Here is a 24,814-nt window from a genome sequence, read left to right on the forward strand (position 1 = left end):
GCTTTGAACCGGGACAGGCCGGCTACTGCTTGGTGTGCAGGTCCGTTCCGAGCGTATCCCTGACAAAGATCATGCCGATGATCAGCGACATCGCCGCGATCACCACTGGGTACCAGAGACCGTAGTAGATATCGCCCTTGTAGGCGCTGAGCGCGAACACCGTCGCCGGCAGCAGCCCGCCGAACCAGCCATTGCCGATGTGATAGGGCAGCGACATGCCGGTGTAGCGGATGCGGGTCGGGAACATCTCGACCAAGATCGCGGCAATCGGCCCGTAGACCATCGTCACGAAGACGACGAGGATGAACAGGATGGCAATCGTCATCGGCCAGTTGACCGCCGCCGGGTCGGCAAACATGGCGAAAGGCCCGCCGCCCGGTATGGTGTAGACGGTGACTTCGGGAGCTCCCGCAGCCTCATCGGCAGTCAGCAGCTTGTCTTTGATCGCCTGCTCGGTCGGAACCGTCGCCTTGTCTCCGGCGCGAATGGCCGTCGCATCGAGCTTCAGCTCGGGATTGGCCGCAATGAACGCCTCGAGCTTCTGGTCCGGCACCTTGGCCGCTGCCCGCTTCAGCGGATAGCCGCCGTCCTGAAGCGCCGTGTTTACCGCCTTGGCGAAAACAGCGTCCTTGGCCTTGGCTTGATCGCCGGCTGCAGTCGCGTCATACGATTCAACCGTCTCATTGCCGATTTTGACCGACGCAGCACTGCCGGGCGCTGCCGTGGCCACAACGTCATAAGGTACCGAGTTCTTGGTCAGAAACGAGGTGGCGATATCGCAGGACGTGGTGAACTTCGCCGTGCCCACCGGGTTGAACTGGAACTTGCAGTCTCCCGGTGCCGCGGTCACCGTCGCACGGGTGTTCTGCTGCGCGGTGGCGAGCGCCGGGTTGGCTGCCCAGGTCAGCGCCTTGAACAACGGGAATGTGCAGACGATCGCCAGTGCAAGGCCAGCCATGATAATCGGCTTGCGGCCGATCTTGTCGGAGAGCCAGCCGAACACGACGAAGAAGATCGAGCCAACAGCCAGAGCAATCGCGATCATGATGTTGACCGATTGCGGATCGACCTTGAGCACGTTCTGCAAGAAGAACAGCGCGTAGAACTGGCCATTGTACCAAACGACGGCCTGACCGGCTGTGAGGCCGAGCAGCGCCAGCAGCGCGATCTTGGCGTTCTTCCACTGACCGAAGGCTTCTGACAGCGGCGCCTTGGAGCCTTTGCCTTCGTCCTTCATGCGCTGGAAGGTCGGCGATTCAGAAAGCGACAGCCGGATCCAGATCGAAATGCCGAGGAGGAGGAAGGAAACGATGAACGGAATGCGCCAGCCCCAGGCGGCATAGGTTTCCTTGGTCATCGACCCCTGGACGATTAGGATGACGATCAGCGACAGGAACAGGCCGAGCGTTGCCGTCGTCTGTATCCACGACGTGTAGTAGCCGCGGCGATCGTCGGGTGCATGTTCGGCGACATAGGTGGCGGCACCGCCATACTCGCCACCGAGCGCCAGGCCTTGCAACATGCGCAAGATGATCAGGATCACGGGAGCGGCGATGCCCAAAGTCGCATAGCCAGGCAGCAAGCCGACCAGGAAGGTCGACAGGCCCATGATCGTCATGGTGACAAGGAAGGTGTATTTACGGCCGACAAGGTCGCCGATGCGGCCGAACAGCAATGCGCCGAACGGACGCACGAGGAAGCCAGCAGCGAAAGCCAGCAGCGCGAAGATATTGCGCGTCGCTTCCGGGATGGTTGGGCTGAAAAAAGTCGAACCAATGAACACTGCCAGCGAGCCGTAGAGATAAAAATCGTACCATTCAAAAACGGTGCCGAGCGAGGAAGCGAAGATGACCTTCTTCTCCTCGCGCGTCATGCCGCGGCTTGTTTTGCCGGCGGTCGATGCCATTGCCATGAGCGTATCCTCCCGTGTGATTCCGTCAGCCCTCGATGCTGCGGGTCATCGTCCGCGTTTCCTCGCAACGCAGACTCAGTGCAGCCACCGGTGCAAAAAATGACAGAAAGCGCCGTCCAGAGGCAGACCGTCTTTGGGATTATGACTTTGGTCTAATGTGCAGTGCGAAATAGAAACGACGGTGCCGTCAGCCTTTGAGAGCTTCGAGCAGCTTGACCGCCGCCATCATGTCGCGGTTGCGGGCCGCTCGGCGCGCGACGGCCTCGGCATCATGGCCCCATTGCTCGGCCTGCCAGTCCTCGTCGACATGACCGGCAGCCCAGGCCGCCTCGCCGCCGAGCTCGCCGAAGTCGACGGCCAGCGCCAGCAGCGCCGAACCGGTCAGCGACGTCATGACGTGGATGGCGGCAAGGCGCAGCGGATCGGCACGTTGGGCAAGATGCTGGCCAAGCAGCGCGATACTCTCGCGCGGCTGTTCGACATGGATCACGCCTTCGGCAAGATGGAACCGGGCGCCGAGCGCGCTGCGCACCCAGTCGATGACCGGATCCCAATGCTCGTTCTGCCGGTCGACCAGCCCTTGGGGCGTATCGGCGCGGTAGCAGAGCAGATCGGATGAGGCGAAGCGCAGGATGTCCTCCAGCACCGCCTGGGGATCACTGGCGACGCCATCGATTGCCGTATTGACCAGACGCATCACCGGCATCGTCACCGGGTCGATGGTCTCCTCCTGTGCGGCGAATTCCTCGGCAACGAGAGCAGCCGCTTTTTCGGTCGGCAGCGCCAGCAGCGCCTTGGCCGGCGTGCGGACCGGCTTGCCATCGAGATGGACGGCAAAACCGTCTTCGACCGGTGCTACCGCGACGATCTTGTAGAAGCGCTTCGGCAGCGGCGTCTTCATCTGGATCTGGGCGCGACGCACCGGGTCCGGATCAGAGAGCTGTTTTCCAGCTTCGAGGTCGTTCAATATATCGCGCATGCTCATCCGGGGCTTTGTTTTCGGGCCGGCCGGTTGACGATGATGAGTCCGGCGGCGATCAGGGCGAGTGCCAGGAAGATACGAACGGTCAGCGGCTCGTTCAAGAACACGGCGCCGCACAGCACACCAAACACCGGCGACAGGAAGGTGAAGCTCGACAGTCCAGATGCCGGGTAGCGCCGCAGCAGCCAGAACCATAGCACATAGGTGAACGCGACAACGTAGACGGCCTGGAACAGCAGAGCCAAGGTTGGCAGAAGGGCAAAGCTGCGGACGGGCGGTCCGGCAAAAGGCATCACCAAAATGCCGACGACGGCGGCCCCGGCCAGTTGATAGAGCAGCAGCTTTTCGGCGCTGGCCGTCACCAGCTTCGACCGCTTGATGACGATATTGGTCACGGCCCACAGAATGCCGGCGCCGAGACTGAGCAAATCGCCGCTCAATGTTGCGCCGCCATTGGCGCTCAGTTTGTCGGAAAACACCGCGACCAGTCCGGCGAAAGCGAGCAGAAGACCAACGAGCTTGCGTGCCGTGATGCTTTCGCCCAGCAGGAAATGGCCGCCCACCAGCATCCAGAAGGGCATGGTGTTGACCAGCAAGGTGTTGCGCACAACGGTAGTGTGCTCGAGCCCGACATAGAGAAACAGGAACTCGAGACCGAAAAGCGCGCCCGCCAGAATGCCGGCGACGAGGGTCTTGTCGGGCGTGAACAGCGCAATGCCGCGCCAGCGGCACCAGCCGAAAACACACAGGCCGCCGATCATCGAGCGGGCGATGGACAGGAAAACAGGGTCGTAGCCCGCATACGAGATCTTGGCAGCGACGTAGTTGAGCCCCCAGGAAAACGTCAGCCCGACCATGATGGCGGCTGCCGCCAGATCGACCGCGTCACGGCGGTCGAGGGTTTCTGTGGCGACGCCCACCAGCGCTAGTCCTCGGCACTCTGCTCGTCAAAGCCGAGCAGGTTCCAGCTCTGACGCATGTGCGGCGGCATCGGTGCGGTGACGTCGACAAAGCCCTTATCGGGATGCGGGATGATAATGCGGCGCGCGTGCAGATGCAGGCGGTTCTGCATGCCGCCTGGAAAATCCCAATTGGTGTCGGCCTCGAAATATTTGGGGTCGCCGATGATCGGGCAACCGATATGGGCGGCATGGACGCGGAGCTGATGGGTGCGTCCGGTATAGGGTTCCATCTCCAGCCAGGACAGGGTCTGCGCCGCCTGCTCGACGATGCGGTAATAGGACACGGCGTGGTCGGCGCCCTTTTCGCCATGCTTGGCGATGCGCACGCGATCGCCGTCGGGCGTCGGTTCCTTGATCAGCCAGGTCGAGATCTTGTCCTCGCGCTTCGGCGGCACACCCTTGACCAGCGCCCAGTAGGTTTTCTTCGTCTCACGCGCCCGGAACGCTTCGGCGAGCTTCATGGCGGCGAGCCTTGTACGAGCGACAACCAGCACACCCGACGTGTCGCGGTCGAGCCGGTGCACCAGACGCGGCTTCTCGCCCTTCTGGTTGCGCCAGGCTTCGAGCATGTCGTCGACGTTGCGGGTGACCCCAGAGCCGCCCTGGACCGCCAGGCCGGCCGGCTTGTTGAAGACGAAGACCTTCGGGTCCTCATGGATCAGCATCTTGGCCAAAACGTCGGCGTCGCCCTGGTTGCGGATCGAATGACCGGTGAGCGGGCTTTCGCCTTTCTTGTCGACTTCGAGCGGCGGCACTCGGACGGTCTGGCCGGCTTCGACGCGGGTATCGGCCTTCACCCTGCCGCCGTCGACGCGGATCTGGCCGGAGCGCAGCAGCTTCTGCAGATGACCGAAACCGAGACCGGGGAAATGGCTCTTGAACCAGCGGTCGAGACGCATGCCCGCCTCGCCGGCGTCCACTGTGATCTGTTCAACGCCTGCCATGATTCCAATCGCCGTTTCGCAGGCATGCAACGGCATTCGCCGGCACCCGCAATCTCACTCGGTTATTCGTTGTCGGTTCCATATTGCAGAACCTGAACTTTCTCCAGCGTAATCAAACCACTTGTCATGATTGTTTCAAGCACGGGCAGGAAAGCGGCCAATTTTTCCTCGTCATCGACGATCTCGATGACGAGTGGCAGATCCTCCGACAGCCGGAGGATCTTCGTGGTGTGAAGCCGGCTGGAATGGCCGAACCCCATCGCGCCGCGCAGGACGGTCGCGCCGGCGATCTGCATTTCGCGGGCCCTCAGCACGATGACCTCATACAGCGGACGGCCATCTGCCTTGTCGTTTTCGCCGATAAATATGCGCAGCAATTGTGCCTGTGTCGGTATCTTCATTGCCTGGACCCTCTCAGCCGGTTGAGGCGAACTGCAAAGATGTGGCCAAGCCAGACGGCGGCAAGCCAGGCCACCACGGAGATCGCGATATTGAGTCCCGCCGCCACAAGCCTCCCGCCTTGCGCGAGGGTGAGTGTTTCAAGGCTGAAAGCGGAGAAGGTCGTCAGGCCGCCACAGAAGCCGGCCATGAAGAATTGACGCTGCAGCGGATCGGCGAAGACGCGACCATCCGGTCCCGTCAATGTCGCGTAGAAGCCGATGAGGAATGAGCCGACGATGTTCACGAGGAGCGTGCCGAAGGGAAATCCAGTGCCCCACAAGGCGGTGCTCGCCAATGAGGCAAGCGCCCGCAGCACGCCGCCGATCATGCTGCCTGCGGCCACGGTCGCATAGAGCCGAACCGTCTGGTTCCTTCTGCGCCAGCCAATGAGGTGCGCCGCATGCCTCGCCATCCCGTCGGGGCGGAGCTTCCGCGGGCCGCTCACGGCGCGCCGCTGCCAGTCAGAAGACTTCCCGCGGCAAAGCCCAGCGTCACGCCGCCGAGGCTCAGGAAAACCGAAAGCAGCACATTTCCGCCGGCGCGCAGCCATTCGCCGTCGCGCGCCAGCGCCAGCGTCTGCAGGCTGAAGGAGGAGACCGTGGTGTAGCAGCCGAGGCCGCCGGTGACGGTAAAGGCCCAGATGGCGGGCATGCCGTCGCGCGCCACCGCATGCGCAACGACACCGATTGCAAACGCTCCCGAGACGTTGACGGCCATCGTGCCCCAGGGAAAGGTCTCGCCGACCCGGCGGGCGACGAAGCCGGACAGGAAGAAGCGGGCCATTGCACCGATCGCGCCACCAAGGCAGACAAGCAACAGATGATACATCGTGCTTCCTCGCGCCGGTCACACCACGGTGTCAGGCGGCTCCGGCCTTCTTCGGCTTGCTGGAGCCGATCATCTTCCAGTTCTTGTAGAACATGGTATTGATGCGCTCGACGCTGACCGAAACGATGGCGAGAAGAGCGGCGATCAGGCCGGGGAATGGCGATGGCCGGATGATGTCCATGAACACGCAGTAGCGGCGCCCATCATATTCGTTGACCGAGCGGTGCAGCAGCGTGTCGTCGAAAATATAGAGCGGATTGTCGTGCCAGTAGTTCCTGGCGTTGTTGCACTCGACGAAAACCTCGCCCTTCACCGGGAGAAGATTGTAGAGAATGCGCAGGCTGAGCCGCAGCGGTCCGAAATGCCAGGAGGTCGATTCCTTGCCCCTGAACACCGACACGGCGATGGTCTTGATATATTTGAAATCCTTGTTGAATTCGGCGACGTTGTCGATCTTGTGCTTGCCGTACCACTGATAGACATACATGCCGCGCCGGCCGCTGCCGAAATTGGCGTCGATATCGGCGATGATCTCGTCCTTGCGCGCTTTGAAGACGTCCAGAACCTCGTTGACCTCACGCTCATAGTCCGGAGGAAACTGGTCCAGTTTCCAGACACCGCGGTTTCTGTAGCACAGCAGATCGACCAGCAGATTGAAGGGCGAAAGCAGCCAGGTGAAGATGCCGTTGCCGAGGAAATAACCAGTGAACAGGGCCCAGTTCTTGTTGTCGTTGCGCAACACGTCGACCAGGCCGAGGACAATGAAAATTGTCGTCAGGATGGGAATGAAATAGAAGCCGAGCGCCAGCAGCGGGATCGCTATGGCGAACTTCCGAAGGGTCTTGCGAGATTTTTTTGTCATTTTTCCACGCGCCAGGCGCGATTCCGTTCTGAATATCGTCGGTACGTTTCTGGCCTGTCCGCCGGCCGAAGGCGCATCTTGATAGGGTTTTTTATCCCGCCAGACAACGGCGATCACACCACTGTGCGGTCGGCAGCTACTTTTCCCGCTCGCTACGCAGCTTCGCCCAATAATCCAGCCGCTTCCGGATATCGCGCTCGAAGCCGCGCTCTGGCGGGTCGTAGAATGTCTGCCTTCCCATCTTCTCCGGAAAATAGTCCTGGCCGGAAAAAGCGTCGGGCTCGTCGTGGTCGTAGCGATAGCCGGCGCCGTAATCTTCCTGTTTCATCAGCTTGGTCGGCGCATTGAGAATGTGCTTGGGCGGCAGCAGCGAACCGAATTCCTTCGCTGCCTGTGTGGCGGCCTTGAACGCGGTGTAGACCGCATTGGATTTCGGCGCGGTGGCGAGATAGACGGTCGCCTCGGCGAAGGCCAGTTCGCCCTCGGGCGAGCCCAGATAGTCATAGGCGTCCTTGGCGGCGTTTGCGACGACGAGCGCCTGCGGGTCGGCCAGCCCGATATCCTCCATCGCCATGCGCACCAGCCGGCGCCCGAGATAAAGCGGATCTTCGCCTGCGTCGAACATGCGGGCGAGATAGTAGAGTGCCGCGTCGGGGTCGGAGCCGCGCACCGATTTGTGCAAGGCGGAGATCAAATTGTAATGGCCGTCCTGGCCCTTGTCGTAGATCGGCGCGCGGCGCTGGACGATGCGCTGCAAAGCCTCGGCGCCGAACACCTCCTTTGATTTCGCTGCGCGCCAGACCTCTTCGGCGAGCGTCAGTGCCGCTCGGCCGTCGCCGTCGCTCATCCGGATGAGCATCGCCCGCGCCTCATCATCGAGCGGCAGCGCCCTACCCTCTGCCTCCTCGGCCCGCGCCAGCAGCTTGGCGATGCTGTCCTCGCCGAGCGAGTGAAAGACCAGCACACGCGCACGAGACAACAGCGCGGCGTTAAGCTCGAAGGACGGGTTCTCGGTAGTGGCGCCGACCAGGACGACGGTGCCGTCTTCCATCACGGGCAGAAAACTGTCCTGCTGGGCGCGGTTGAAGCGATGGATCTCGTCGACGAACAGCAGTGTCTGGCGGCCGTTGGAGCGGCGCAGCTTCGCTGCCTCGAACACTTTCTTCAGGTCGGCAACGCCGGAAAACACCGCCGAGATCTGTTCGAAGGCGAGGCTTGTCTCGCCGGCAAGCAGCCGTGCGACCGTGGTCTTGCCGGTACCGGGCGGCCCCCAGAAGATCATCGAGCCGAGCGAGCCGGAGCCGATCAGCCGCGTCAGCGCGCCGTCGGGTCCGGTCAGATGCTCCTGGCCGACGACCTCGCCGAGGTTCTTCGGGCGCAGACGGTCGGCCAGCGGCCTTCCGGGCGGCGTCTTTTCCGGTTCATCGACACTGAACAGATCGGCCATGCAACTTCTTCTGCCTGGAGCCCGATCATGCTGACGGTCGGGCTCAGTAACGCAATACCTGGCGCAGTATCTGCCCGCCGCGCTCGACGGTAAAGCGCCACCAGCGCGTATCCTGCTGGGCTACCTGTTCCAGGGTCGCCGCCTTGTCGATCGTCAGGCCATTGACCTCACGCACGATGTCGCCCGGCTGGAATCCAAAATCGGCAGCGGGCGAATCGCGGTTGATGTCGACCACGGTGACGCCCTTGACATCGGTGCGCAGACCGAGCCGTTGCGCAAGCCGTGGCGACAGTTCAGCAACCTTGGCACCGGAAAACGGGCTGCGGCCGCGCAATGTGAGTTCCGCAGCCTTGGCGCCCTCGGGCGGCCGTTCCAGAGCGATGTCCATCGTCGCTTGCTGACCCTTGCTCAGAACGCCGAAGCTGGCATTCGTACCAATCGACAGCGTCGCCATCCGGTAGTCCAGCGCCCCGACGCTCTCGACCGGCTTGCCATTGAGCGACAGCACCACGTCGCCAGGCTTGAGCCCTGCCTTGGCGGCGGGTCCCGCCTCTTCGACCGAAGAAACCAGCGCACCGGTCGGTTTGTCCATGCCGAGCGATTCGGCAATCTGCGGCGTCACCGCCTCGAACTCAGCGCCGGCATACGGCCGCTCGAAGAAGTCGAGCCCGGCCTTAGCAGCATCGGCGAAAGCGCGGACCATGTTCGAAGGGATAGCAAAGCCGATGCCGATCGAGCCGCCGCTACGGCTATAGATCGCCGTGTTGATGCCGATCAGCTGCCCTCCCATGTTGACCAGCGCGCCCCCGGAATTGCCGGGGTTGATGGCGGCGTCGGTCTGGATGAAGAAGCTGGAATCGGAGACGCCGATATGGCTGCGCGCCACCGCCGAAATGATGCCGCTGGTGGTGGTCTGGCCGACCCCGAACGGATTGCCGATCGCCAGCACCAGGTCGCCGACCTCGAGCGCGTCGGAATCGCCGATGGCGATCACCGGGAACGGCTTGTCAGAAGAAATCTTGAGCACGGCGAGGTCGAGCGTCTCATCCTTGAGCAGCACCTTGCTGTCGAATTCGCGCCCGTCGGCGGTCGCGACCTTGACCTGGTCAGCGTCCTTGACGACATGGAAATTGGTGACCACGACGCCGGTGGGATCGACCAGCACCCCCGAACCGAGCGAAGACTGCGCGCGCGGCTGCGAGCGCCCGAAGAACTCCTCGAAGAACGGATCGCCGTCGAAGGGCGACGTCACCTTGGCGGTCTGCGAGGCGTAGACATTGACCACGGCCGGGGCCGTCTGCTTGACCAGCGGCGCGAAGGACAGCTGTACCTCCTCGCGGCCGAACGGCACGCGCTTGTCGGGGCCAGAAGTGGCGTTTTCGCCTTCGACGCCATGCAGCAGATCGGTCAGTACGTCGGACAGACCAGGATCTGGCTTGGTCTCCTCCGCCAGCGCGTGCCTGGCCGCCGGGACGATGGCCAACGCCATCAAGGCGCAGATCAGAACAAGGGACAGCCGTTTAACGCGCATTCCGAATCCTCCAAGTCGGGCGCCATTGTCCTGACGATTGTGCAAAATGAAAGGCTAAGCCGCTGAAATCCGATTATTTTGGGTACTCGCCGCAAAAACCGGTGACAAAACCCCTACCAGCCCTGCCCGGCACCTTCGGAAACAGAAAAGGGGCCCGCAGGCCCCTTTGAACTTCACAGAAAAACCGAAGCTTATGCAGCTGCGGCTTCCTCTTCGGTGCCTTCGGCCTCGATGCGGGCGCGGTCGCCGGCGCCCTTGGCCGAGGTGTCGCGGTCGACGAATTCGATGACGGCCATTGCGGCATTGTCACCATGGCGGAAGCCGGCCTTCATGATGCGCAGATAGCCGCCGTTGCGGGTGGCATAACGTGGCGCGATGGTATCGAACAGACGCTTGACGACGCCTTCATTGCCGATCTGGGCAATCACCTGCCGGCGGGCATGCAGGTCGCCGCGCTTGCCGAGCGTCACCAGCTTCTCGACGATCGGCCGCAGATCCTTCGCCTTCGGCAGCGTGGTGAGGATCTGCTCGTGCTCGATAAGCGACACGGCAAGGTTGGCAAACATCGACTTGCGATGGCTGATGCTGCGGGCGAACCGGCGGCCTTTAAATCCGTGGCGCATGGCTCTTCTCCTTCATTGCGGGTTCAAGAGGCCTGAGCCTCAATATTGATCTTCGTAACGCTTGGCGAGGTCTTCGATGTTTTCCGGCGGCCAGTCCGGCACTTCCATGCCGAGATGCAGGCCCATTGCCGCCAGGACTTCCTTGATCTCGTTCAGCGACTTGCGGCCGAAGTTCGGGGTGCGCAGCATCTCGGCTTCGGTCTTCTGGATCAGGTCGCCGATATAGACGATGTTGTCGTTCTTCAGGCAGTTGGCCGAACGCACCGAAAGCTCGAGCTCGTCGACCTTCTTGAGCAGCGCCGGGTTGAAGGCAAGCTCGGTAACCTGTTCGGCGGCGACTTCCTTCTGCGGCTCGTCGAAATTGACGAACAGGCCGAGCTGGTCCTGCAGGATGCGAGCGGCGAAGGCCACCGCGTCCTCGCCCGAGATCGAACCGTCGGTCTCGATGGTCATGGTCAGCTTGTCATAGTCGAGAACCTGGCCCTCGCGGGTGTTCTCGACCTTGTAGGAGACCTTCTTGACCGGCGAATACAGGCTATCGACGGGGATCAGCCCGATCGGCGCGTCCTCGGCGCGGTTGCGGTCGGCCGGCACATAGCCCTTGCCGGTGTCGACGGTGAATTCCATACGGATTTCAGCGCCTTCGTCCAGCGTGCAGATGACGTGGTCGGGATTGAGGATCTCGACGTCGCCAACCGTCTGGATGTCGCCGGCGAGAACCGCACCCGGTCCCTGCTTGCGTACGACCATGCGCTTGGGGCCGTCGCCTTCCATACGGATGGCGATTTCCTTGATGTTCAAGACGATGTCGGTCACATCCTCGCGGACGCCGGCGATGGACGAGAATTCATGCAGAACGCCATCGATCTGCACGGCGGTCACAGCCGCGCCACGCAGCGAAGACAGAAGCACGCGGCGCAGCGCGTTGCCGAGGGTGAGGCCGAAGCCGCGCTCGAGCGGCTCGGCGACCAGCGTGGTCAGCGTCTTCTTCTTCGACGAGAACTCGATCTTGTTCGGCTTGATCAGTTCTTGCCAATTTTTCTGGATCATAGTGCTTTCCTTCCGTTGTCCCGCCACCATCCAATCGTGGCGGGCGACCTGGAATGCCGTGGAGGAGCGCCCTTGAGGCGCTCACGCGGCGTTCGGTAAATTCTTTAGACGCGGCGCTTCTTGCGCGGGCGGCAGCCATTGTGCGGGATCGGCGTCACATCACGGATCGAGGTGATGGTGAAGCCGGCTGCCTGCAGCGCGCGAAGCGCCGATTCACGACCAGAGCCGGGTCCACAGACCTCGACCTCGAGCATGCGCATGCCGTGTTCCTGGGCCTTCTTGGCAACATCCTCGGCCGCCATCTGGGCAGCGAACGGGGTCGACTTGCGCGATCCCTTGAAGCCCTGGGCTCCGGCCGACGACCAGGCAATGGAATTGCCCTGCGCGTCGGTGATGGTGATCATCGTGTTGTTGAAGGTCGAATTGACGTGGGCAACGCCCGACGAAATGTTCTTGCGTTCGCGACGGCGAACACGAGCGGCTTCCTTGGCCATGATAGTCCTTTCAGTTGATCTCTACACCGCCGTAATGCCAGCGGCTCCACCAGGGAGAAGGCAGCAGGGGAATATGGCAGTAGGGGAATATGTCTGCCGTTCCTATTGCCTTACTGCCCTACTGCCTTACTGCCCTAAATTACTTCTTCTTTCCGGCAATCGACTTAGCCGGGCCCTTGCGGGTGCGCGCATTGGTATGCGTGCGCTGACCACGAACCGGCAACGAGCGGCGGTGACGCAGGCCGCGGTAGCAGCCGAGGTCCATGAGCCGCTTGATGTTCATCGACACTTCGCGGCGCAGATCGCCCTCGACCTGATAGTCGCGGTCGATGGTCTCGCGGATCTGCAGCACTTCCGCGTCGGTCAGCTGGTTGACGCGACGCTCGGCCGGGATGCCGACCTTGTCGACGATCTCCTGGGCGAACTTCTTGCCAATGCCGTGAATGTATTGAAGCGCAATGACGACGCGCTTGTTGGTCGGAATATTGACGCCGGCTATACGAGCCATGTTCTTCTCTTCTCCATATAGGCCGGGCGAGCCGGCGCTTCAAGTTGCCCCGCGTCCGGTGGAGGCCGGCCCTTGCGGGAGTTTCCAGTTCAAAGCGGCCTGCCTTGCCCTTGCGGACAAGCAAGCCTCATGCCTGATAGGAAGACGGGCCGCCATACCCCAGCGGACCGCTCCAGTCAAGCGCAATCGTTCGAGTCTCTAGCCGGCCGCCTGGCCAACTTTCCGGGTCGTCGCCCTGAGCACCGCCTCGATCTGCTGCGTCACCGCATCGATGTCGGCCATGCCATCGACGCCCCTGAGCTTGCCCTTGGCGTAGTAGTAGCCGATCAGCGGCGAGGTTTTCTTGTAATATTCCCTCAAGCGTTCTTCGAACACCGCTGGACTGTCGTCCTTGCGCACCGGCATGCCTGCGGCCTTGGCTTCTTCGGCGCGCTTGACGATTCGGCCAACCAGCGCCTTGTCGTCGACGACAAATTCGATGACCGCGTCTAGCTCCAGTCCGCGATCCGACAGCATTTCCTCAACGGCGTCCGCTTGCACCAGTGTTCGGGGATACCCGTCAAGGATGAAGCCGTTTGCACAATCAGCTTGATCGATACGCTCGGCAACGATGGCGTTGACGATAGCGTCGGACACCAGTTCGCCAGCGTCCATCACCGCCTTGGCGCGCTTGCCGACTTCGGTGCCGGCCTGGACAGCAGCGCGCAGCATGTCACCCGTGGAAAGCTGTGGGATGCCGTGTCGTTCTACCAGTCTTAGTGCTTGTGTCCCCTTGCCCGCCCCCGGCGGTCCAAGCAATATCAACCTCATCTGGCCTTTTTCCCCCCGCGCAGCTTCGACTTCTTGATCAGGCCCTCATACTGGTGCGCGATCAGGTGACCCTGAATCTGCGCCACCGTATCGAGCGTTACACTGACCACGATCAGGAGCGAAGTGCCACCAAGGTAGAACGGTACGCCAGTCGCTGAAATCAGGAACTCAGGCAGCAGACACACCAGCACCAGATAGATGGCGCCGACGACGGTGATGCGGGTGAGCACATAGTCGATATAATCCGCAGTGCGCTCGCCCGGACGGTAGCCCGGGATGAAGCCCGAATGCTTCTTGAGCTGGTCGGCGGTGTCCTTCGGATTGAAGACGATCGCTGTATAGAAGAAGGCGAAGAACACAATCATCGCCGCGTAGAAGGCCATATAGAGCGGCTGGCCGTGGCCGAGCGCCGCCAGGATAGTGCTGGCCCATGCAGGCATATTGGTGGTCTGCGAGAACCCGGCAACGGTCGCAGGCAGCAGCAGCAGCGACGAGGCGAAGATCGGCGGAATGACGCCGGAGGTGTTGAGCTTAAGCGGCAGATGCGAGGTATCGCCCTGGAACATGCGATTGCCGACCTGGCGCTTGGGATACTGGATCAGCAGGCGGCGCTGGGCGCGCTCGAAGAAGACGATCAGCGCAATGACGATGATGGCCAGCACGATGATTGCCAGGATCAGGCCGGTCGACAGGGCGCCGGTGCGGCCAAGCTCCAGCGTGCCAGAGATGGCGCGCGGCAGGCCGGCGACAATGCCGGAGAAGATGATCAGCGAAATGCCGTTGCCGATGCCGCGAGCGGTGATCTGCTCGCCAAGCCACATCAGGAACATGGTGCCGCCGACCAGCGTGACGACGGTAGAGATGCGGAAGAACATGCCGGGATCGTTGACGATGCCGTTGCCGCCCTCAAGCCCGACCGAAATGCCGTAGGCCTGAACCAGCGCCAGAAGCACGGTGCCGTAGCGCGTGTACTGGTTGATGATCTTGCGACCCTGCTCGCCTTCCTTCTTCAGCGCTTCCAGCGACGGAATGACCGAGGTCATCAGCTGCATGATGATGGAGGCCGAGATATAGGGCATGATGCCGAGGGCAAAGATCGCCATGCGCTGCACGGCGCCGCCGGCGAACATGTTGAACATGCCGAGCACGCCCTTGCTTTGCGACGAGAAGGCCTGGGCGAAAGCGTCGGGATTGATGCCGGGCAGCGGGATGTAGGTGCCAAGGCGGTAGACGAGCAGCGCGCCGATGGTGAACCAGATGCGCTTCTTCAGATCCTCGGCTTTGGCGAAGGCCGAAAAATTCAGATTCGAGGCTAGTTGTTCAGCAGCCGAAGCCATGCCTGATTCTCCGCTTGGTCACGCTCGATGCCCGCAGCTCAGGCGGCGCGTGTCACCGAAGCTCACGAGATAAGCTCCGGACTGCAAACATGCAAGCGGCCGCGTTGATGCGGCCGCCACATCTGTCGGATCAAAGCACGACCGAAGGCAAAACCGAATTCCACCTTTGCCGAACGTGCTTCAAATTGCCGTTACTCGGCGGCTGCCTTCTCAGGCAGCTTCACCGAACCGCCGGCCTTTTCGATCTTCTCGATCGCGGCCTTGGAGGCTCCGGCCACGTCGAAGGCAAGCTTGGCCTTGATGTCGCCGTCCGAAAGGATGCGCACGCCGTCCTTGACCCGACGGATGACGCCGGCCGCAACCAGCGCCTCGGCCGTCACAACAGTCTTAGCGTCGAGCTTCTTGGCATCAAGCGCCGCCTGGATGCGGGCCAGCGACACGACGGTGAAGCTCTTGGCGAAGATATTGTTGAAGCCGCGCTTCGGCAGGCGGCGGTAGAGCGGCATCTGGCCACCCTCGAAGCCGTTGACGGCGACGCCAGAGCGCGCCTTCTGGCCCTTGACGCCGCGACCGGCGGTCTTGCCCGAACCGGAACCGATGCCACGGCCGAGACGCTTCTTGGAATGCGTCGCGCCGTCCTTGTCACGCAGATCGTTGAGTTTCATCTGGGTTCTCCTGCGCTTTCGCTCAGCCCTCGTCCACGACGCGGACGAGATGCTGGACGGCAGCGATCATGCCGCGCACCGAGGGCGTATCCTCCAGCGTGCGCTGCTTGTGCATCTTGTTGAGGCCGAGGCCGACCAGCGTTGCGCGCTGCTCCTTCGGCCGGCGGATCGGCGAACCGATCTGCTCGACGGTGATGGTCTTGGTTGCTTTCTTGGCCATGGTCAGATCCCCTGGTCAGCGTCGACTATTCTTCAGCCGCAACGGCGGTGCCGCGGCGGGCCTGAAGGGTCGAATACTTGATGCCGCGCGCGGCAGCCACATCCTTCGGATGCATCTGGCTCTTCAGCGCGTCGAAAGTGGCGCGAACCATGTTGTAGGGGTTCGAAGAACCCATCGACTTGGCGACCACGTCATGCATGCCGAGCGTCTCGAAAACGGCGCGCATCGGGCCGCCGGCGATGATGCCGGTACCTTGCTTGGCAGCGCGCAGCAGAACACGTCCCGCGCCCCAGCGTCCCTCGACATCATGGTGCAGCGTGCGGCCCGAGCGCAGCGGCACGAAGATCATGTCGCGCTTGGCCGATTCGGTCGCCTTGCGGATCGCCTCCGGCACTTCGCGAGCCTTGCCGTGACCGAAGCCGACGCGGCCCTTCTGGTCGCCGACGACGACGAGTGCCGCAAAGCCGAAGCGCCGGCCGCCCTTGACGACCTTGGCTACACGGTTGATGTGGACGAGCTTGTCGACCATGCCGTCGTCGCGCTCTTCGCGATCACGGCCGCGGCCGCCATCCCTACGTTCCTGTGCCATATCCTGTTCCTTGTTTTTTTCCGGAAGCACGGTTGATGATGATATCCGGCGCCTCTGTGGGTCGCCGGGGGCGAATTTCGTTTTTAGAAGCTCAGACCACCTTCACGGGCAGCCTCGGCCAGCGCCTTGACGCGGCCGTGGTAGATGTAGGCGCCGCGGTCGAAGACGACTTCCTTGACGCCGGCCTTCGAGGCACGCTCGGCGATCAGCTTGCCGATGGCGGCTGCAGCCGCGGTGTCGGCGCCGGTCTTGAGCGAGCCCTTGAGCTCCTTCTCGAGCGTCGAAGCAGCCGCGATGGTGTGGCCCTTGGCGTCGTCGATCACCTGGACATAGATGTTCTTCGACGTGCGATGGACCGACAAGCGCGGACGATCGCCGGCAACCTTCTTGATCTGGCGGCGGACGCGCTGGGCGCGGCGTTGGGTGGATTCTTTCGAGCCCATGATATCAGTTCCTTGCCTTCAAAAAACGGGGGCAACCATATGCGGTAGGACGAGCCTCCCGCGGCCGCTCCCCGCGGCGTTAAGATTACTTCTTCTTGCCTTCCTTGCGGACGATCTTCTCGCCAGCATAGCGAACGCCCTTGCCCTTGTAGGGCTCGGGGCTGCGATACTCGCGGATCTCGGCGGCAACCTGGCCGACCTGCTGCTTGTCGATGCCGGTCACGGTGATTTCCGTCGGCTTCGGCACCGAAATCGTCACGCCCTGCGGCGTCTCGTAGACGACGTCGTGGCTGAAGCCGAGCGCCAGCTGCAGGTTCTTGCCCTGCATGGCGGCGCGATAGCCGACGCCGGTGATCTCGAGCTTCTTTTCGAAGCCGTCCTTGACGCCCTGCAGGATGTTGACGATCTGCGTGCGCGACATGCCCCATTTGGAGCGGGCGGTCTTGGTCTGGTCGCGCGGCTGGACAGCGATCTCGCTGCCTTCCATCTTGACCAGCACTTCGTCGTTCACCACGAACTTCAGCTCGCCCTTCGGACCCTTCGCCGTCACGGTCTGGCCGTTGACGGTCGCGGTCACGCCCTGCGGCAGCGAAACGGGTTTCTTTCCAATACGAGACATTTTGTTGTCCTCGTCACTTCTCTTGTTTCAGGTCTCGGCTTTCGGGATTTGATCCCGAAAACCTGTTTCCAAGCGGGTCAAATACCAGATCAGAAGATCTGGCAGAGGATTTCCCCGCCGACATTCTGTTCACGCGCTTCGTGGTCGGCCATCACGCCCTTCGGCGTCGAAAGGATGGCGATGCCGAGGCCGTTGGCGACGTGGGGTATCGACTTGGCCGAAACGTAGACGCGGCGGCCGGGCTTCGAGACCCGGGCGATTTCGCGCACCACCGGCGCACCGTCGAAATACTTCAGCTCGATCTCGATTTCGGACTTGCCGTTGTCGAAGTCGGTCTGGCTGTAGTCGCGGATATAGCCTTCGGCCTTCAGCACGTCGAGGACGCGGGTGCGCAGGCGCGAGGCCGGCGTCGAAACGCTCGACTTCTTACGGCCATACGCGTTGCGGATGCGGGTCAGCATATCGCCGAGAGGATCGCTCAATGACATGTTATGTCCTCCTTACCAGCTCGACTTGACCAGGCCCGGGATCTGGCCGTTATTGCCGAGATCACGAAGCGCGATACGCGATACTTTGAGCTTGCGATAATAGGCACGCGGACGTCCGGTGACTTCGCAGCGGTTGCGGATACGGGTCTTGGCCGAGTTGCGCGGCAGCGCCGAAAGCTTCAGCTGAGCGCGGAAGCGCTCTTCCATCGGCTTGGACTGATCCATGATGATCGCCTTGAGCACCTTGCGCTTGGCAGCGAACTGGTCCGCAAGCTTGCGGCGCCTGTTGTTCTTCTCGACTGAGCTGGTCTTTGCCATTTCAGATTTTTCCTTTTCTCGCTGCCGTTACTGGCGGAAGGGGAAGTTGAAGGCCTTGAGCAATGCCCTGGCTTCGTCGTCCGTCTTCGCAGTCGTACAAACGATGACGTCCATGCCCCAGATCTGATCAACCTTGTCGTAGTTGATCTCCGGAAACACGATGTGTTCCTTGATGCCCATGGCATAGTTGCCACGGCCATCGAAGCTTTTCGGATTAAGTCCGCGGAAGTCGCGGACGCGCGGCAGTGCGATGTTCACGAGACGATCGAGGAACTCGTACATGCGTTCCTTGCGCAGCGTAACCTTGGCGCCGATCGGCATCTTCTCGCGGACCTTGAAGCCGGCGATCGAGTTGCGGGCGCGGGTGACGACGGCCTTCTGGCCGGCGATCATTGCAAGGTCTTCCGCCGCGATCGAAGGCTTCTTCGAATCGCCGGTCGCCTCGCCGACGCCCATGTTCAGAACGATCTTGTCGATGCGCGGAACCTGCATCTCGTTCTCGTAGCCGAACTGCTCCTGCAGCGCCTTGCGAATGGTCTCGTTGTAGACCTGCTTGAGGCGCGGCGTGTTCTGGGCAGTTGCCTGCTTGGTTTGAGCCTTAGCCATTGATGACTTCTCCCGAGCGCTTGGCGACGCGCACCTTCTTGCCGTCCTTCTGGAAGATGAAGCCGACGCGGGTCGGCTTGCCATCCTTGGGGTCGGCCAGCGCGATGTTCGACAGCTGGATCGGCGCTTCCTTGGTGATGATCCCGCCCTCTTGGGACTGGGACTGCTTCTGGTGACGACGGATCAGGTTGACGCCGCGCACCAGCGCGGTGTCATCCTTCGGCTGCACCGAAAGGACTTCGCCCGAACGGCCCTTGTCCTTGCCGGCCAGCACGACGACCTTGTCGCCTTTTCTAATCTTTTGCATTGGTCCGGCTCCTTACAGCACTTCAGGCGCGAGCGAGATGATCTTCATGTGGTTCTTGGCGCGGAGTTCGCGCGGAACCGGTCCGAAGATACGCGTGCCGATCGGCTCTTTCTTGTTGTCGACGAGAACGGCTGCGTTCTTGTCGAAACGGATCACGCTGCCGTCCGGGCGGCGGATGTCCTTGGCCGTGCGAACCACGACCGCCTTCATCACATCGCCCTTCTTGACGCGGCCGCGCGGGATGGCTTCCTTGATCGACACCACGATGATGTCGCCCACGGAAGCGTATTTCCGCTTCGAGCCGCCCAGCACCTTGATGCACATGACACGACGGGCGCCGGAATTATCCGCGACGTCGAGGTTTGTTTGCATCTGAATCATGACTGGCCGCCTTCTTCTTTTCTAACGGGACGGGTTTCTCACCCCTCCCCGGTCTGTCCAAAATTCGTTTCGTTGGCCCTGATCAGGCCTGGTCCGAAGACACCACGACCCAGCGCTTGTCCTTGGAAATCGGCTTCGATTCCTGGATGAACACCTGATCGCCGACCTTGTGGGCGTTGTTCTCGTCGTGCGCCTTGTACTTCTTGGTCATGCGCACGGTCTTCTTCATCACGGGATGCGTGAAGCGCCGTTCGACCTTGACGACAACCGTCTTCTCGTTCTTGTCGCTGACGACGGTGCCCTGCAGAATGCGCTTTGGCATGGTTTTCGTCCTTAAGCCTTCTTGGCCGCGGACTTTTCCGCAGCGATGGTCTTGATACGCGCAATGTCCTTGCGGACCTGCCTCACGCGCGCGGTCTTCTCAAGCTGGCCGGTGGCCTTCTGGAAGCGCAGGTTGAACTGCTCCTTCTTCAGGCTGGCCAGGTCGTCGGTCAGCTGGTCCTGGGTCTTGGTCCGGATGTCTTCGGCTTTCATGATCAGCCCGTCCTTATTCTGCGATGCGCTGTACGAAGCGCGTCCTGACCGAGAGCTTGGCCGCGCCGAGACGCAGCGCCTCACGGGCGGTTTCCTCGTTGACGCCGTCGATCTCGAACATGATGCGGCCCGGCTTGACGCGTGCCGCCCAGTAGTCGACCGCGCCCTTGCCCTTACCCATGCGGACTTCGGTCGGCTTCGACGTCACCGGCACGTCCGGGAAGATACGGATCCACACGCGGCCGGCACGCTTCATCTCGCGGGTGATCGCGCGGCGGGCCGCCTCGATCTCACGCGCGGTGACGCGGTTCGGCTCAAGCGCCTTCAGCCCGAAACCACCGAAATCCAGGTTGGTGCCGCCCTTGGCGGTACCGTGGATGCGGCCCTTGAACTGCTTGCGGAACTTTGTGCGCTTTGGCTGCAGCATCGTTCTAACTCCAAATTCCTAAATGTCTTACGCGTTTTCGCGACGGCGACCGCGTTCGCGCTCACCACCACCGCCATGCGCATGATCGCCCTCGGTGGCGCGGCGCTCCGAAGCCATCGGGTCGTGCTCGAGGATCTCGCCCTTGAACACCCAGACTTTGACGCCGCAGATGCCGTAGGCCGTATTCGCCTCGGCCGTGCCGTAGTCGACGTCGGCACGCAGCGTATGCAGCGGCACGCGGCCTTCACGATACCATTCCATGCGCGCGATCTCGGCGCCGCCGAGACGGCCGGCGCAGTTGATGCGGATGCCTTCGGCGCCGAGGCGCATCGCCGACTGCACGGCGCGCTTCATGGCGCGGCGGAACGCGATGCGGCGCTCGAGCTGCTGGGCGATCGACTGGGCGACCAGGGTCGCGTCGATCTCCGGCTTGCGCACTTCGACGATGTTCAGATGCGTCTCGGACTTGGTCATCTCCATCAGCTTCTTGCGAAGCTTCTCGATGTCGGCGCCCTTCTTGCCGATGATCAGGCCCGGACGCGCCGCATGGATGGTGACGCGGCACTTCTTGTGCGGACGCTCGATCACGACCTTCGAGATCGCAGCCTGCTTGAGTTCCTTCTCAAGATATTTGCGGATCTTGATATCCTCGTGCAGCAGCTTGCCGTACTCGCCGGTGTTCGCGAACCAGCGCGAATCCCAGGTGCGGTTGATGCCGAGACGCAGACCGATCGGATTGACTTTCTGGCCCATTATGCGGCCTCCCCTTTTTCTTCGACTTCACGAACGACGATCGTGAGGTGCGAGAACGGCTTCTCGATACGGCTGGCGCGACCACGGCCACGGGCATGGAACCGCTTCATGACGATCGACTTGCCGACATAGGCTTCCGCCACAATCAGCGCATCGACGTCGAGGTCGTGGTTGTTTTCCGCGTTGGCGATCGCCGATTCCAGCGTCTTCTTGACCGTGCCGGAAATCCGCTTGGCCGAGAATTCGAGGTCGGAAAGCGCTGTCGCGACCTTCTTGCCGCGGATCAGCGCGGCAACCAGGTTCAGCTTCTGCGGGCTGATACGGATCGTGCGCAACACGGCGCGCGCTTCGTTGTCAGCAAGCCTGCGCGGAGCTTTGGCCTTGCCCATGATTATTTCCTCTTCGCCTTCTTATCCGCGCCGTGACCGTAATAGGTCCGGGTCGGAGCGAATTCACCGAACTTGTGACCGACCATGTCCTCGTTCACCGAGACGGGAACGTGCTTCTGGCCGTTGTAAACACCGAAGGTGAAGCCGACGAACTGCGGCAGGATGGTGGAGCGGCGGCTCCACATCTTGATCACCTCATTGCGACCACCTTCACGAACCTTGTCCACCTTCTTCAGAAGGTAGCCGTCGATGAAGGGGCCTTTCCAAATCGAACGAGTCACTTGGCGTTACCTCTTCTTAGCTCTTGCGCTGATGGCGCGAGCGCAGGATGAACTTGTCGGTCGCCTTGTTGGACCGCGTCTTCTTGCCCTTGGTCGGCTTACCCCAGGGCGAAACCGGATGGCGGCCACCCGAGGTGCGGCCTTCGCCGCCGCCATGTGGATGGTCGACCGGGTTCATGGTCACGCCGCGATTGTGCGGACGTTTGCCACGCCACACGGTGCGGCCTGCCTTGCCGTCATTGATGTTGCCGTGGTCCGGGTTGGACACGGCACCGACAGTGGCCATGCAGGAGCCGTGGACGACACGCTGCTCGCCCGAGTTGAGGCGCAGGATCGCCATGCCCTGGTCGCGACCGACGAGCTGGCCATAACCACCGGCCGAACGGGCGACCTGAGCGCCCTTGCCGGGCTTCAGCTCGATATTGTGGACGATCGTGCCGACCGGCATCGAGGCCAGCGGCATCGCGTTGCCCGGCTTCACGTCGACCGATTCACCGGCCACGATCTTGTCGCCGGGAGCCAGACGCTGCGGGGCGATGATGTAGGACAGCTCGCCATCGTCATACTTGATCAGCGCGATGAAGGCGGTGCGGTTCGGATCGTACTCGATACGCTCGACCGTGCCGACGACGTCGAACTTGCGGCGCTTGAAGTCGATGATACGGTAGGTGCGCTTGTGACCGCCGCCGATGAAGCGGGCCGTGATGCGGCCGTAATTGTTGCGGCCGCCCGACTTGGTCAGGCCTTCGGTCAGGCCCTTGACGGGCTTGCCCTTGTAGAGGCCCGAGCGGTCGACGATGACCAGCTGACGGGTGCTCGGCGTTACCGGGTTGAATTTTTTCAGTGCCATTGTTCTGTCCTCGCGACCTTGCTCAGAGACCCGTCGCGACGTCGATCGACTGGCCGTCGGCCAGCGTCACAACCGCCTTCTTGACGTCGCTCTGGCGGCCGATCGTGCCGCGGAAGCGCTTGATCTTGCCCTTGCGGACAAGCGTGTTCACGGCCATCACCTTGACGCCGAACAGCGCTTCGACGGCGGCCTTGATTTCCGGCTTCGACGCCTTCTTGGCGACATTGAAGACGACCTGGTTCTGCTCGGAAGCCATGGTCGACTTTTCGGTGATCGCCGGCGAGACGATCACGTCGTAGTGACGAAGGTCGGTCATTTGAAGCGCTCCTCGAGAGCCTCGACGGCGGCCTTCGAAAGGACCAGCGTGCCGCGGCGCAGAATGTCGTAGACGTTGATGCCCTGGATGGGCAGCACGTCGATGTTCGGGATGTTGGTCGCCGCCAGCTTGAAATTCTTGTCAAGCTCGGCGCCGCCGATCACCAGGGCGTTGCTCAGGCCCAGCGTCGCGAAATTCGCGATCAGTGCCTTGGTCTTGGCCTCGGTCAGCTTCAGCTCGTCGATGATGATGATCGACGCGCTCTTGGCCTTGGCCGAAAGCGCATGCTTGAGACCGAGCGCGCGCACCTTCTTCGGCAGATCGTGCTCGTGGCTGCGCACGACCGGGCCGTGGGCCTTGCCGCCGCCGCGGAACTGCGGAGCGCGAGCCGAATGGTGACGGGCGCGGCCGGTACCCTTCTGCTTGTACATCTTGGCGCCGGTGCGGGCGATTTCCGCGCGACCCTTGGCCTTGTGGGTGCCCTGCTGCTTCTTGGCAAGCTGCCAGCGCACGACGCGCTGCAGGATGTCCTCGCGCGGATCAAGGCCGAAAATCTCTTCGGAGAGCTTCAGCTTGCCGGCGTCCTTGCCGCCAAGCGTTGTAATCTTGAGGTCCATTATTCCGCTCCCTCTGTGGCCTGGGCCTCGTTCTTGGCGGCACCATCGGTCGCAACGGCGCGGATCGCGGCGGGCTTCGGCGCATTGGCCGGAAGCGCTACCTTGGCCGCGTCGCGGACCAGGATCCATGCACCCTTCGAACCCGGGACCGCACCGCGGATCAGGATCAGGCCGCGATCGGCGTCGGTCGAGACGACCTCGACATTCTGCGTGGTGACGCGGGTGTCACCCATGTGGCCGGCCATATGCTTGCCCTTGAACACCTTGCCCGGATCCTGGCGCTGGCCGGTCGAGCCGTGTGTACGGTGCGACACCGAGTTGCCGTGCGTCGCGCGGCCGCCACCCATGTGGTGCCGCTTGATGACGCCCTGGAAGCCCTTGCCGATCGTGGTTCCCGTCACATCGACCTTCTGGCCGACGACGAAATGCTCGACGGTGATCTCGGCGCCGACATCGATCATGTTGTCGGCGGAGACGCGGAACTCGGCAACCTTGGCCTTCGGCTCGACGGAAGCGGTCGCGAAATGGCCGCGCATCGCCTTCGACGTGTTCTTCACCTTGGCAAGGCCAACGCCGAGCTGGACGGCGGTATAGCCGTTCTTCTCCTGCGTGCGCTGCGCCACGACCTGGCAGTTCTCCATCTGGAGAACAGTGACGGGAACATGTTCCCCGGCATCGTTGTAGATGCGGGTCATTCCCACCTTCTTTGCAATCACACCTGAACGCATCGGTTCAATTCCTTTAGAGTTCCCTGTCGGGGCTGTCGCCCCTCCACGCCTCTTGTTCCTTCAGAGTTCCGGGTCGCCCCGCTGACCTCTGGTTCCTTAGAGCTTGATCTCGACGTCGACACCGGCGGCCAGGTCGAGCTTCATCAAAGCATCGACCGTCTGCGGGGTCGGGTCGACGATGTCGAGCAGACGCTTGTGCGTGCGCATCTCGAACTGCTCGCGGCTCTTCTTGTCGACGTGAGGCGACCGGTTGACCGTGAACTTTTCGATCCGCGTCGGCAGCGGAATGGGGCCGCGGACGTTGGCGCCGGTGCGCTTGGCGGTCGACACGATTTCCCGTGTCGAGGCGTCGAGCACCCGGTGATCAAACGCCTTCAGGCGGATGCGGATATTCTGTCCGTTCATGCGTCACTTCCTTGTTCTGGCGCGGCGCGGGCGGCGCCCGCGACAGATCGGTTTAAGTCCAAATTACTCTTTGATGGTGACGACGATGCCGGCACCGACGGTGCGGCCGCCTTCACGGATGGCGAAGCGCAGCTTCTCTTCCATGGC

Annotated in this window: 38 protein-coding genes; all 38 read right to left on the minus strand. The window is 62.2% G+C overall.

The window, feature by feature from the left end; genetic code table 11:
- Positions 1–22: 22 nt before the first annotated feature.
- Positions 23–1,912, minus strand: coding sequence for an MFS transporter (locus tag NKG60_RS30020; RefSeq protein WP_352670769.1), 1,890 nt, complete (start codon positions 1,910–1,912; stop codon positions 23–25).
- A 187-nt stretch (positions 1,913–2,099) separates the two neighbouring features.
- Positions 2,100–2,891, minus strand: coding sequence for an ATP12 family chaperone protein (locus NKG60_RS30025; protein ID WP_352670772.1), 792 nt, complete (start codon positions 2,889–2,891; stop codon positions 2,100–2,102).
- A 2-nt stretch (positions 2,892–2,893) separates the two neighbouring features.
- A complete protein-coding gene (locus NKG60_RS30030; protein ID WP_502912351.1) occupies positions 2,894–3,751 on the minus strand; it encodes a DMT family transporter in 858 nt (285 codons plus the stop codon).
- Positions 3,752–3,819: 68 nt separating this feature from the next.
- On the minus strand, positions 3,820–4,800 hold the full coding sequence (locus NKG60_RS30035; protein ID WP_352670778.1) for an RluA family pseudouridine synthase: 981 nt from the start codon (positions 4,798–4,800) through the stop codon (positions 3,820–3,822).
- A 62-nt stretch (positions 4,801–4,862) separates the two neighbouring features.
- Positions 4,863–5,201 (minus strand): DUF190 domain-containing protein, encoded by a 339-nt coding sequence (locus tag NKG60_RS30040; protein ID WP_254817158.1) that lies wholly within the window; start codon positions 5,199–5,201, stop codon positions 4,863–4,865.
- Positions 5,198–5,653, minus strand: a complete 456-nt coding sequence (crcB, locus tag NKG60_RS30045; protein ID WP_352869468.1) for a fluoride efflux transporter CrcB — start codon at positions 5,651–5,653, stop codon at positions 5,198–5,200. Before crcB (NKG60_RS30045) ends, NKG60_RS30040 begins: the two co-directional genes overlap by 4 nt.
- Before the next feature lie 29 nt (positions 5,654–5,682).
- Complete coding sequence (gene crcB / locus NKG60_RS30050; protein ID WP_352670783.1) at positions 5,683–6,069, minus strand: fluoride efflux transporter CrcB; 387 nt, start codon at positions 6,067–6,069, stop codon at positions 5,683–5,685.
- 31 nt (positions 6,070–6,100) lie between these two features.
- The gene (locus NKG60_RS30055) at positions 6,101–6,931 is read right to left on the minus strand and encodes an aspartyl/asparaginyl beta-hydroxylase domain-containing protein (RefSeq protein WP_352670786.1); all 831 of its coding nucleotides are present in this window, start codon (positions 6,929–6,931) and stop codon (positions 6,101–6,103) included.
- A gap of 136 nt (positions 6,932–7,067) precedes the next feature.
- Positions 7,068–8,378: a replication-associated recombination protein A gene (locus tag NKG60_RS30060; protein ID WP_352469154.1), complete on the minus strand. Its 1,311-nt coding sequence runs from the start codon at positions 8,376–8,378 to the stop codon at positions 7,068–7,070.
- Between the two features lie 43 nt (positions 8,379–8,421).
- A complete protein-coding gene (locus NKG60_RS30065) occupies positions 8,422–9,909 on the minus strand; it encodes a DegQ family serine endoprotease (RefSeq protein ID WP_352670788.1) in 1,488 nt (495 codons plus the stop codon).
- 191 nt (positions 9,910–10,100) lie between these two features.
- Positions 10,101–10,532, minus strand: coding sequence for a 50S ribosomal protein L17 (gene rplQ / locus NKG60_RS30070; RefSeq protein WP_023675127.1), 432 nt, complete (start codon positions 10,530–10,532; stop codon positions 10,101–10,103).
- A gap of 39 nt (positions 10,533–10,571) precedes the next feature.
- Positions 10,572–11,582, minus strand: coding sequence for a DNA-directed RNA polymerase subunit alpha (locus NKG60_RS30075; protein ID WP_023675128.1), 1,011 nt, complete (start codon positions 11,580–11,582; stop codon positions 10,572–10,574).
- 104 nt (positions 11,583–11,686) lie between these two features.
- The gene (gene rpsK, locus NKG60_RS30080) at positions 11,687–12,076 is read right to left on the minus strand and encodes a 30S ribosomal protein S11 (RefSeq protein WP_006205444.1); all 390 of its coding nucleotides are present in this window, start codon (positions 12,074–12,076) and stop codon (positions 11,687–11,689) included.
- A 139-nt stretch (positions 12,077–12,215) separates the two neighbouring features.
- On the minus strand, positions 12,216–12,584 hold the full coding sequence (rpsM, locus tag NKG60_RS30085) for a 30S ribosomal protein S13 (RefSeq protein ID WP_006205445.1): 369 nt from the start codon (positions 12,582–12,584) through the stop codon (positions 12,216–12,218).
- A 198-nt stretch (positions 12,585–12,782) separates the two neighbouring features.
- Complete coding sequence (locus NKG60_RS30090; RefSeq protein WP_352670791.1) at positions 12,783–13,394, minus strand: adenylate kinase; 612 nt, start codon at positions 13,392–13,394, stop codon at positions 12,783–12,785.
- Complete coding sequence (gene secY / locus NKG60_RS30095) at positions 13,391–14,731, minus strand: preprotein translocase subunit SecY (protein WP_023675130.1); 1,341 nt, start codon at positions 14,729–14,731, stop codon at positions 13,391–13,393. The genes NKG60_RS30090 and secY overlap by 4 nt, the downstream gene beginning before the upstream one ends.
- Before the next feature lie 191 nt (positions 14,732–14,922).
- Positions 14,923–15,396, minus strand: coding sequence for a 50S ribosomal protein L15 (gene rplO, locus NKG60_RS30100; protein ID WP_292660428.1), 474 nt, complete (start codon positions 15,394–15,396; stop codon positions 14,923–14,925).
- A gap of 22 nt (positions 15,397–15,418) precedes the next feature.
- A complete protein-coding gene (gene rpmD, locus NKG60_RS30105) occupies positions 15,419–15,616 on the minus strand; it encodes a 50S ribosomal protein L30 (RefSeq protein ID WP_006205449.1) in 198 nt (65 codons plus the stop codon).
- A gap of 25 nt (positions 15,617–15,641) precedes the next feature.
- The gene (gene rpsE, locus NKG60_RS30110; protein ID WP_006333394.1) at positions 15,642–16,205 is read right to left on the minus strand and encodes a 30S ribosomal protein S5; all 564 of its coding nucleotides are present in this window, start codon (positions 16,203–16,205) and stop codon (positions 15,642–15,644) included.
- Positions 16,206–16,288: 83 nt separating this feature from the next.
- Complete coding sequence (rplR, locus tag NKG60_RS30115; RefSeq protein ID WP_023675132.1) at positions 16,289–16,648, minus strand: 50S ribosomal protein L18; 360 nt, start codon at positions 16,646–16,648, stop codon at positions 16,289–16,291.
- Positions 16,649–16,733: 85 nt separating this feature from the next.
- Positions 16,734–17,267, minus strand: a complete 534-nt coding sequence (gene rplF, locus NKG60_RS30120; RefSeq protein ID WP_023675133.1) for a 50S ribosomal protein L6 — start codon at positions 17,265–17,267, stop codon at positions 16,734–16,736.
- An 89-nt stretch (positions 17,268–17,356) separates the two neighbouring features.
- On the minus strand, positions 17,357–17,755 hold the full coding sequence (gene rpsH / locus NKG60_RS30125; protein ID WP_006205453.1) for a 30S ribosomal protein S8: 399 nt from the start codon (positions 17,753–17,755) through the stop codon (positions 17,357–17,359).
- Positions 17,756–17,767: 12 nt separating this feature from the next.
- Complete coding sequence (gene rpsN, locus NKG60_RS30130) at positions 17,768–18,073, minus strand: 30S ribosomal protein S14 (protein ID WP_023675134.1); 306 nt, start codon at positions 18,071–18,073, stop codon at positions 17,768–17,770.
- Positions 18,074–18,100: 27 nt separating this feature from the next.
- Entirely contained in the window at positions 18,101–18,679 is a 579-nt protein-coding gene (rplE, locus tag NKG60_RS30135; protein WP_008875670.1) for a 50S ribosomal protein L5, read from the minus strand.
- Positions 18,672–18,986 (minus strand): 50S ribosomal protein L24, encoded by a 315-nt coding sequence (rplX, locus tag NKG60_RS30140; RefSeq protein WP_254817150.1) that lies wholly within the window; start codon positions 18,984–18,986, stop codon positions 18,672–18,674. The genes rplE and rplX overlap by 8 nt, the downstream gene beginning before the upstream one ends.
- A 12-nt stretch (positions 18,987–18,998) precedes the next feature.
- On the minus strand, positions 18,999–19,367 hold the full coding sequence (gene rplN / locus NKG60_RS30145) for a 50S ribosomal protein L14 (protein ID WP_006205457.1): 369 nt from the start codon (positions 19,365–19,367) through the stop codon (positions 18,999–19,001).
- Positions 19,368–19,449: 82 nt separating this feature from the next.
- On the minus strand, positions 19,450–19,689 hold the full coding sequence (gene rpsQ, locus NKG60_RS30150; protein WP_023675136.1) for a 30S ribosomal protein S17: 240 nt from the start codon (positions 19,687–19,689) through the stop codon (positions 19,450–19,452).
- 11 nt (positions 19,690–19,700) lie between these two features.
- The gene (gene rpmC, locus NKG60_RS30155; protein WP_006205459.1) at positions 19,701–19,901 is read right to left on the minus strand and encodes a 50S ribosomal protein L29; all 201 of its coding nucleotides are present in this window, start codon (positions 19,899–19,901) and stop codon (positions 19,701–19,703) included.
- 13 nt (positions 19,902–19,914) lie between these two features.
- On the minus strand, positions 19,915–20,328 hold the full coding sequence (rplP, locus tag NKG60_RS30160) for a 50S ribosomal protein L16 (protein WP_006205460.1): 414 nt from the start codon (positions 20,326–20,328) through the stop codon (positions 19,915–19,917).
- A gap of 27 nt (positions 20,329–20,355) precedes the next feature.
- Positions 20,356–21,081 (minus strand): 30S ribosomal protein S3, encoded by a 726-nt coding sequence (rpsC, locus tag NKG60_RS30165; RefSeq protein ID WP_023675137.1) that lies wholly within the window; start codon positions 21,079–21,081, stop codon positions 20,356–20,358.
- Positions 21,081–21,470: a 50S ribosomal protein L22 gene (rplV, locus tag NKG60_RS30170; RefSeq protein ID WP_006205462.1), complete on the minus strand. Its 390-nt coding sequence runs from the start codon at positions 21,468–21,470 to the stop codon at positions 21,081–21,083. The genes rpsC and rplV overlap by 1 nt, the downstream gene beginning before the upstream one ends.
- Before the next feature lie 2 nt (positions 21,471–21,472).
- Positions 21,473–21,751, minus strand: coding sequence for a 30S ribosomal protein S19 (gene rpsS, locus NKG60_RS30175; RefSeq protein ID WP_006205463.1), 279 nt, complete (start codon positions 21,749–21,751; stop codon positions 21,473–21,475).
- Positions 21,752–21,767: 16 nt separating this feature from the next.
- Entirely contained in the window at positions 21,768–22,601 is an 834-nt protein-coding gene (gene rplB, locus NKG60_RS30180; protein ID WP_023675138.1) for a 50S ribosomal protein L2, read from the minus strand.
- Between the two features lie 22 nt (positions 22,602–22,623).
- Positions 22,624–22,917 carry a 50S ribosomal protein L23 gene (locus NKG60_RS30185; protein ID WP_006205465.1) on the minus strand — a complete coding sequence of 98 codons (294 nt, stop codon included), beginning with the start codon at positions 22,915–22,917 and terminating at the stop codon, positions 22,624–22,626.
- Positions 22,914–23,534 (minus strand): 50S ribosomal protein L4, encoded by a 621-nt coding sequence (gene rplD / locus NKG60_RS30190; protein WP_023675140.1) that lies wholly within the window; start codon positions 23,532–23,534, stop codon positions 22,914–22,916. Before rplD ends, NKG60_RS30185 begins: the two co-directional genes overlap by 4 nt.
- On the minus strand, positions 23,534–24,262 hold the full coding sequence (rplC, locus tag NKG60_RS30195; RefSeq protein ID WP_352469149.1) for a 50S ribosomal protein L3: 729 nt from the start codon (positions 24,260–24,262) through the stop codon (positions 23,534–23,536). The genes rplD and rplC overlap by 1 nt, the downstream gene beginning before the upstream one ends.
- Positions 24,263–24,358: 96 nt before the next feature.
- The gene (gene rpsJ, locus NKG60_RS30200) at positions 24,359–24,667 is read right to left on the minus strand and encodes a 30S ribosomal protein S10 (RefSeq protein WP_006205468.1); all 309 of its coding nucleotides are present in this window, start codon (positions 24,665–24,667) and stop codon (positions 24,359–24,361) included.
- A 63-nt stretch (positions 24,668–24,730) separates the two neighbouring features.
- Positions 24,731–24,814: EF-Tu C-terminal domain-related protein (locus tag NKG60_RS30205; RefSeq protein WP_455749504.1), on the minus strand; the 84-nt coding region annotated here is incomplete at its 5' end.

The sequence above is a fragment of the Mesorhizobium sp. M1428 genome (assembly GCF_040317515.1).
GTDB lineage: Bacteria > Pseudomonadota > Alphaproteobacteria > Rhizobiales > Rhizobiaceae > Mesorhizobium.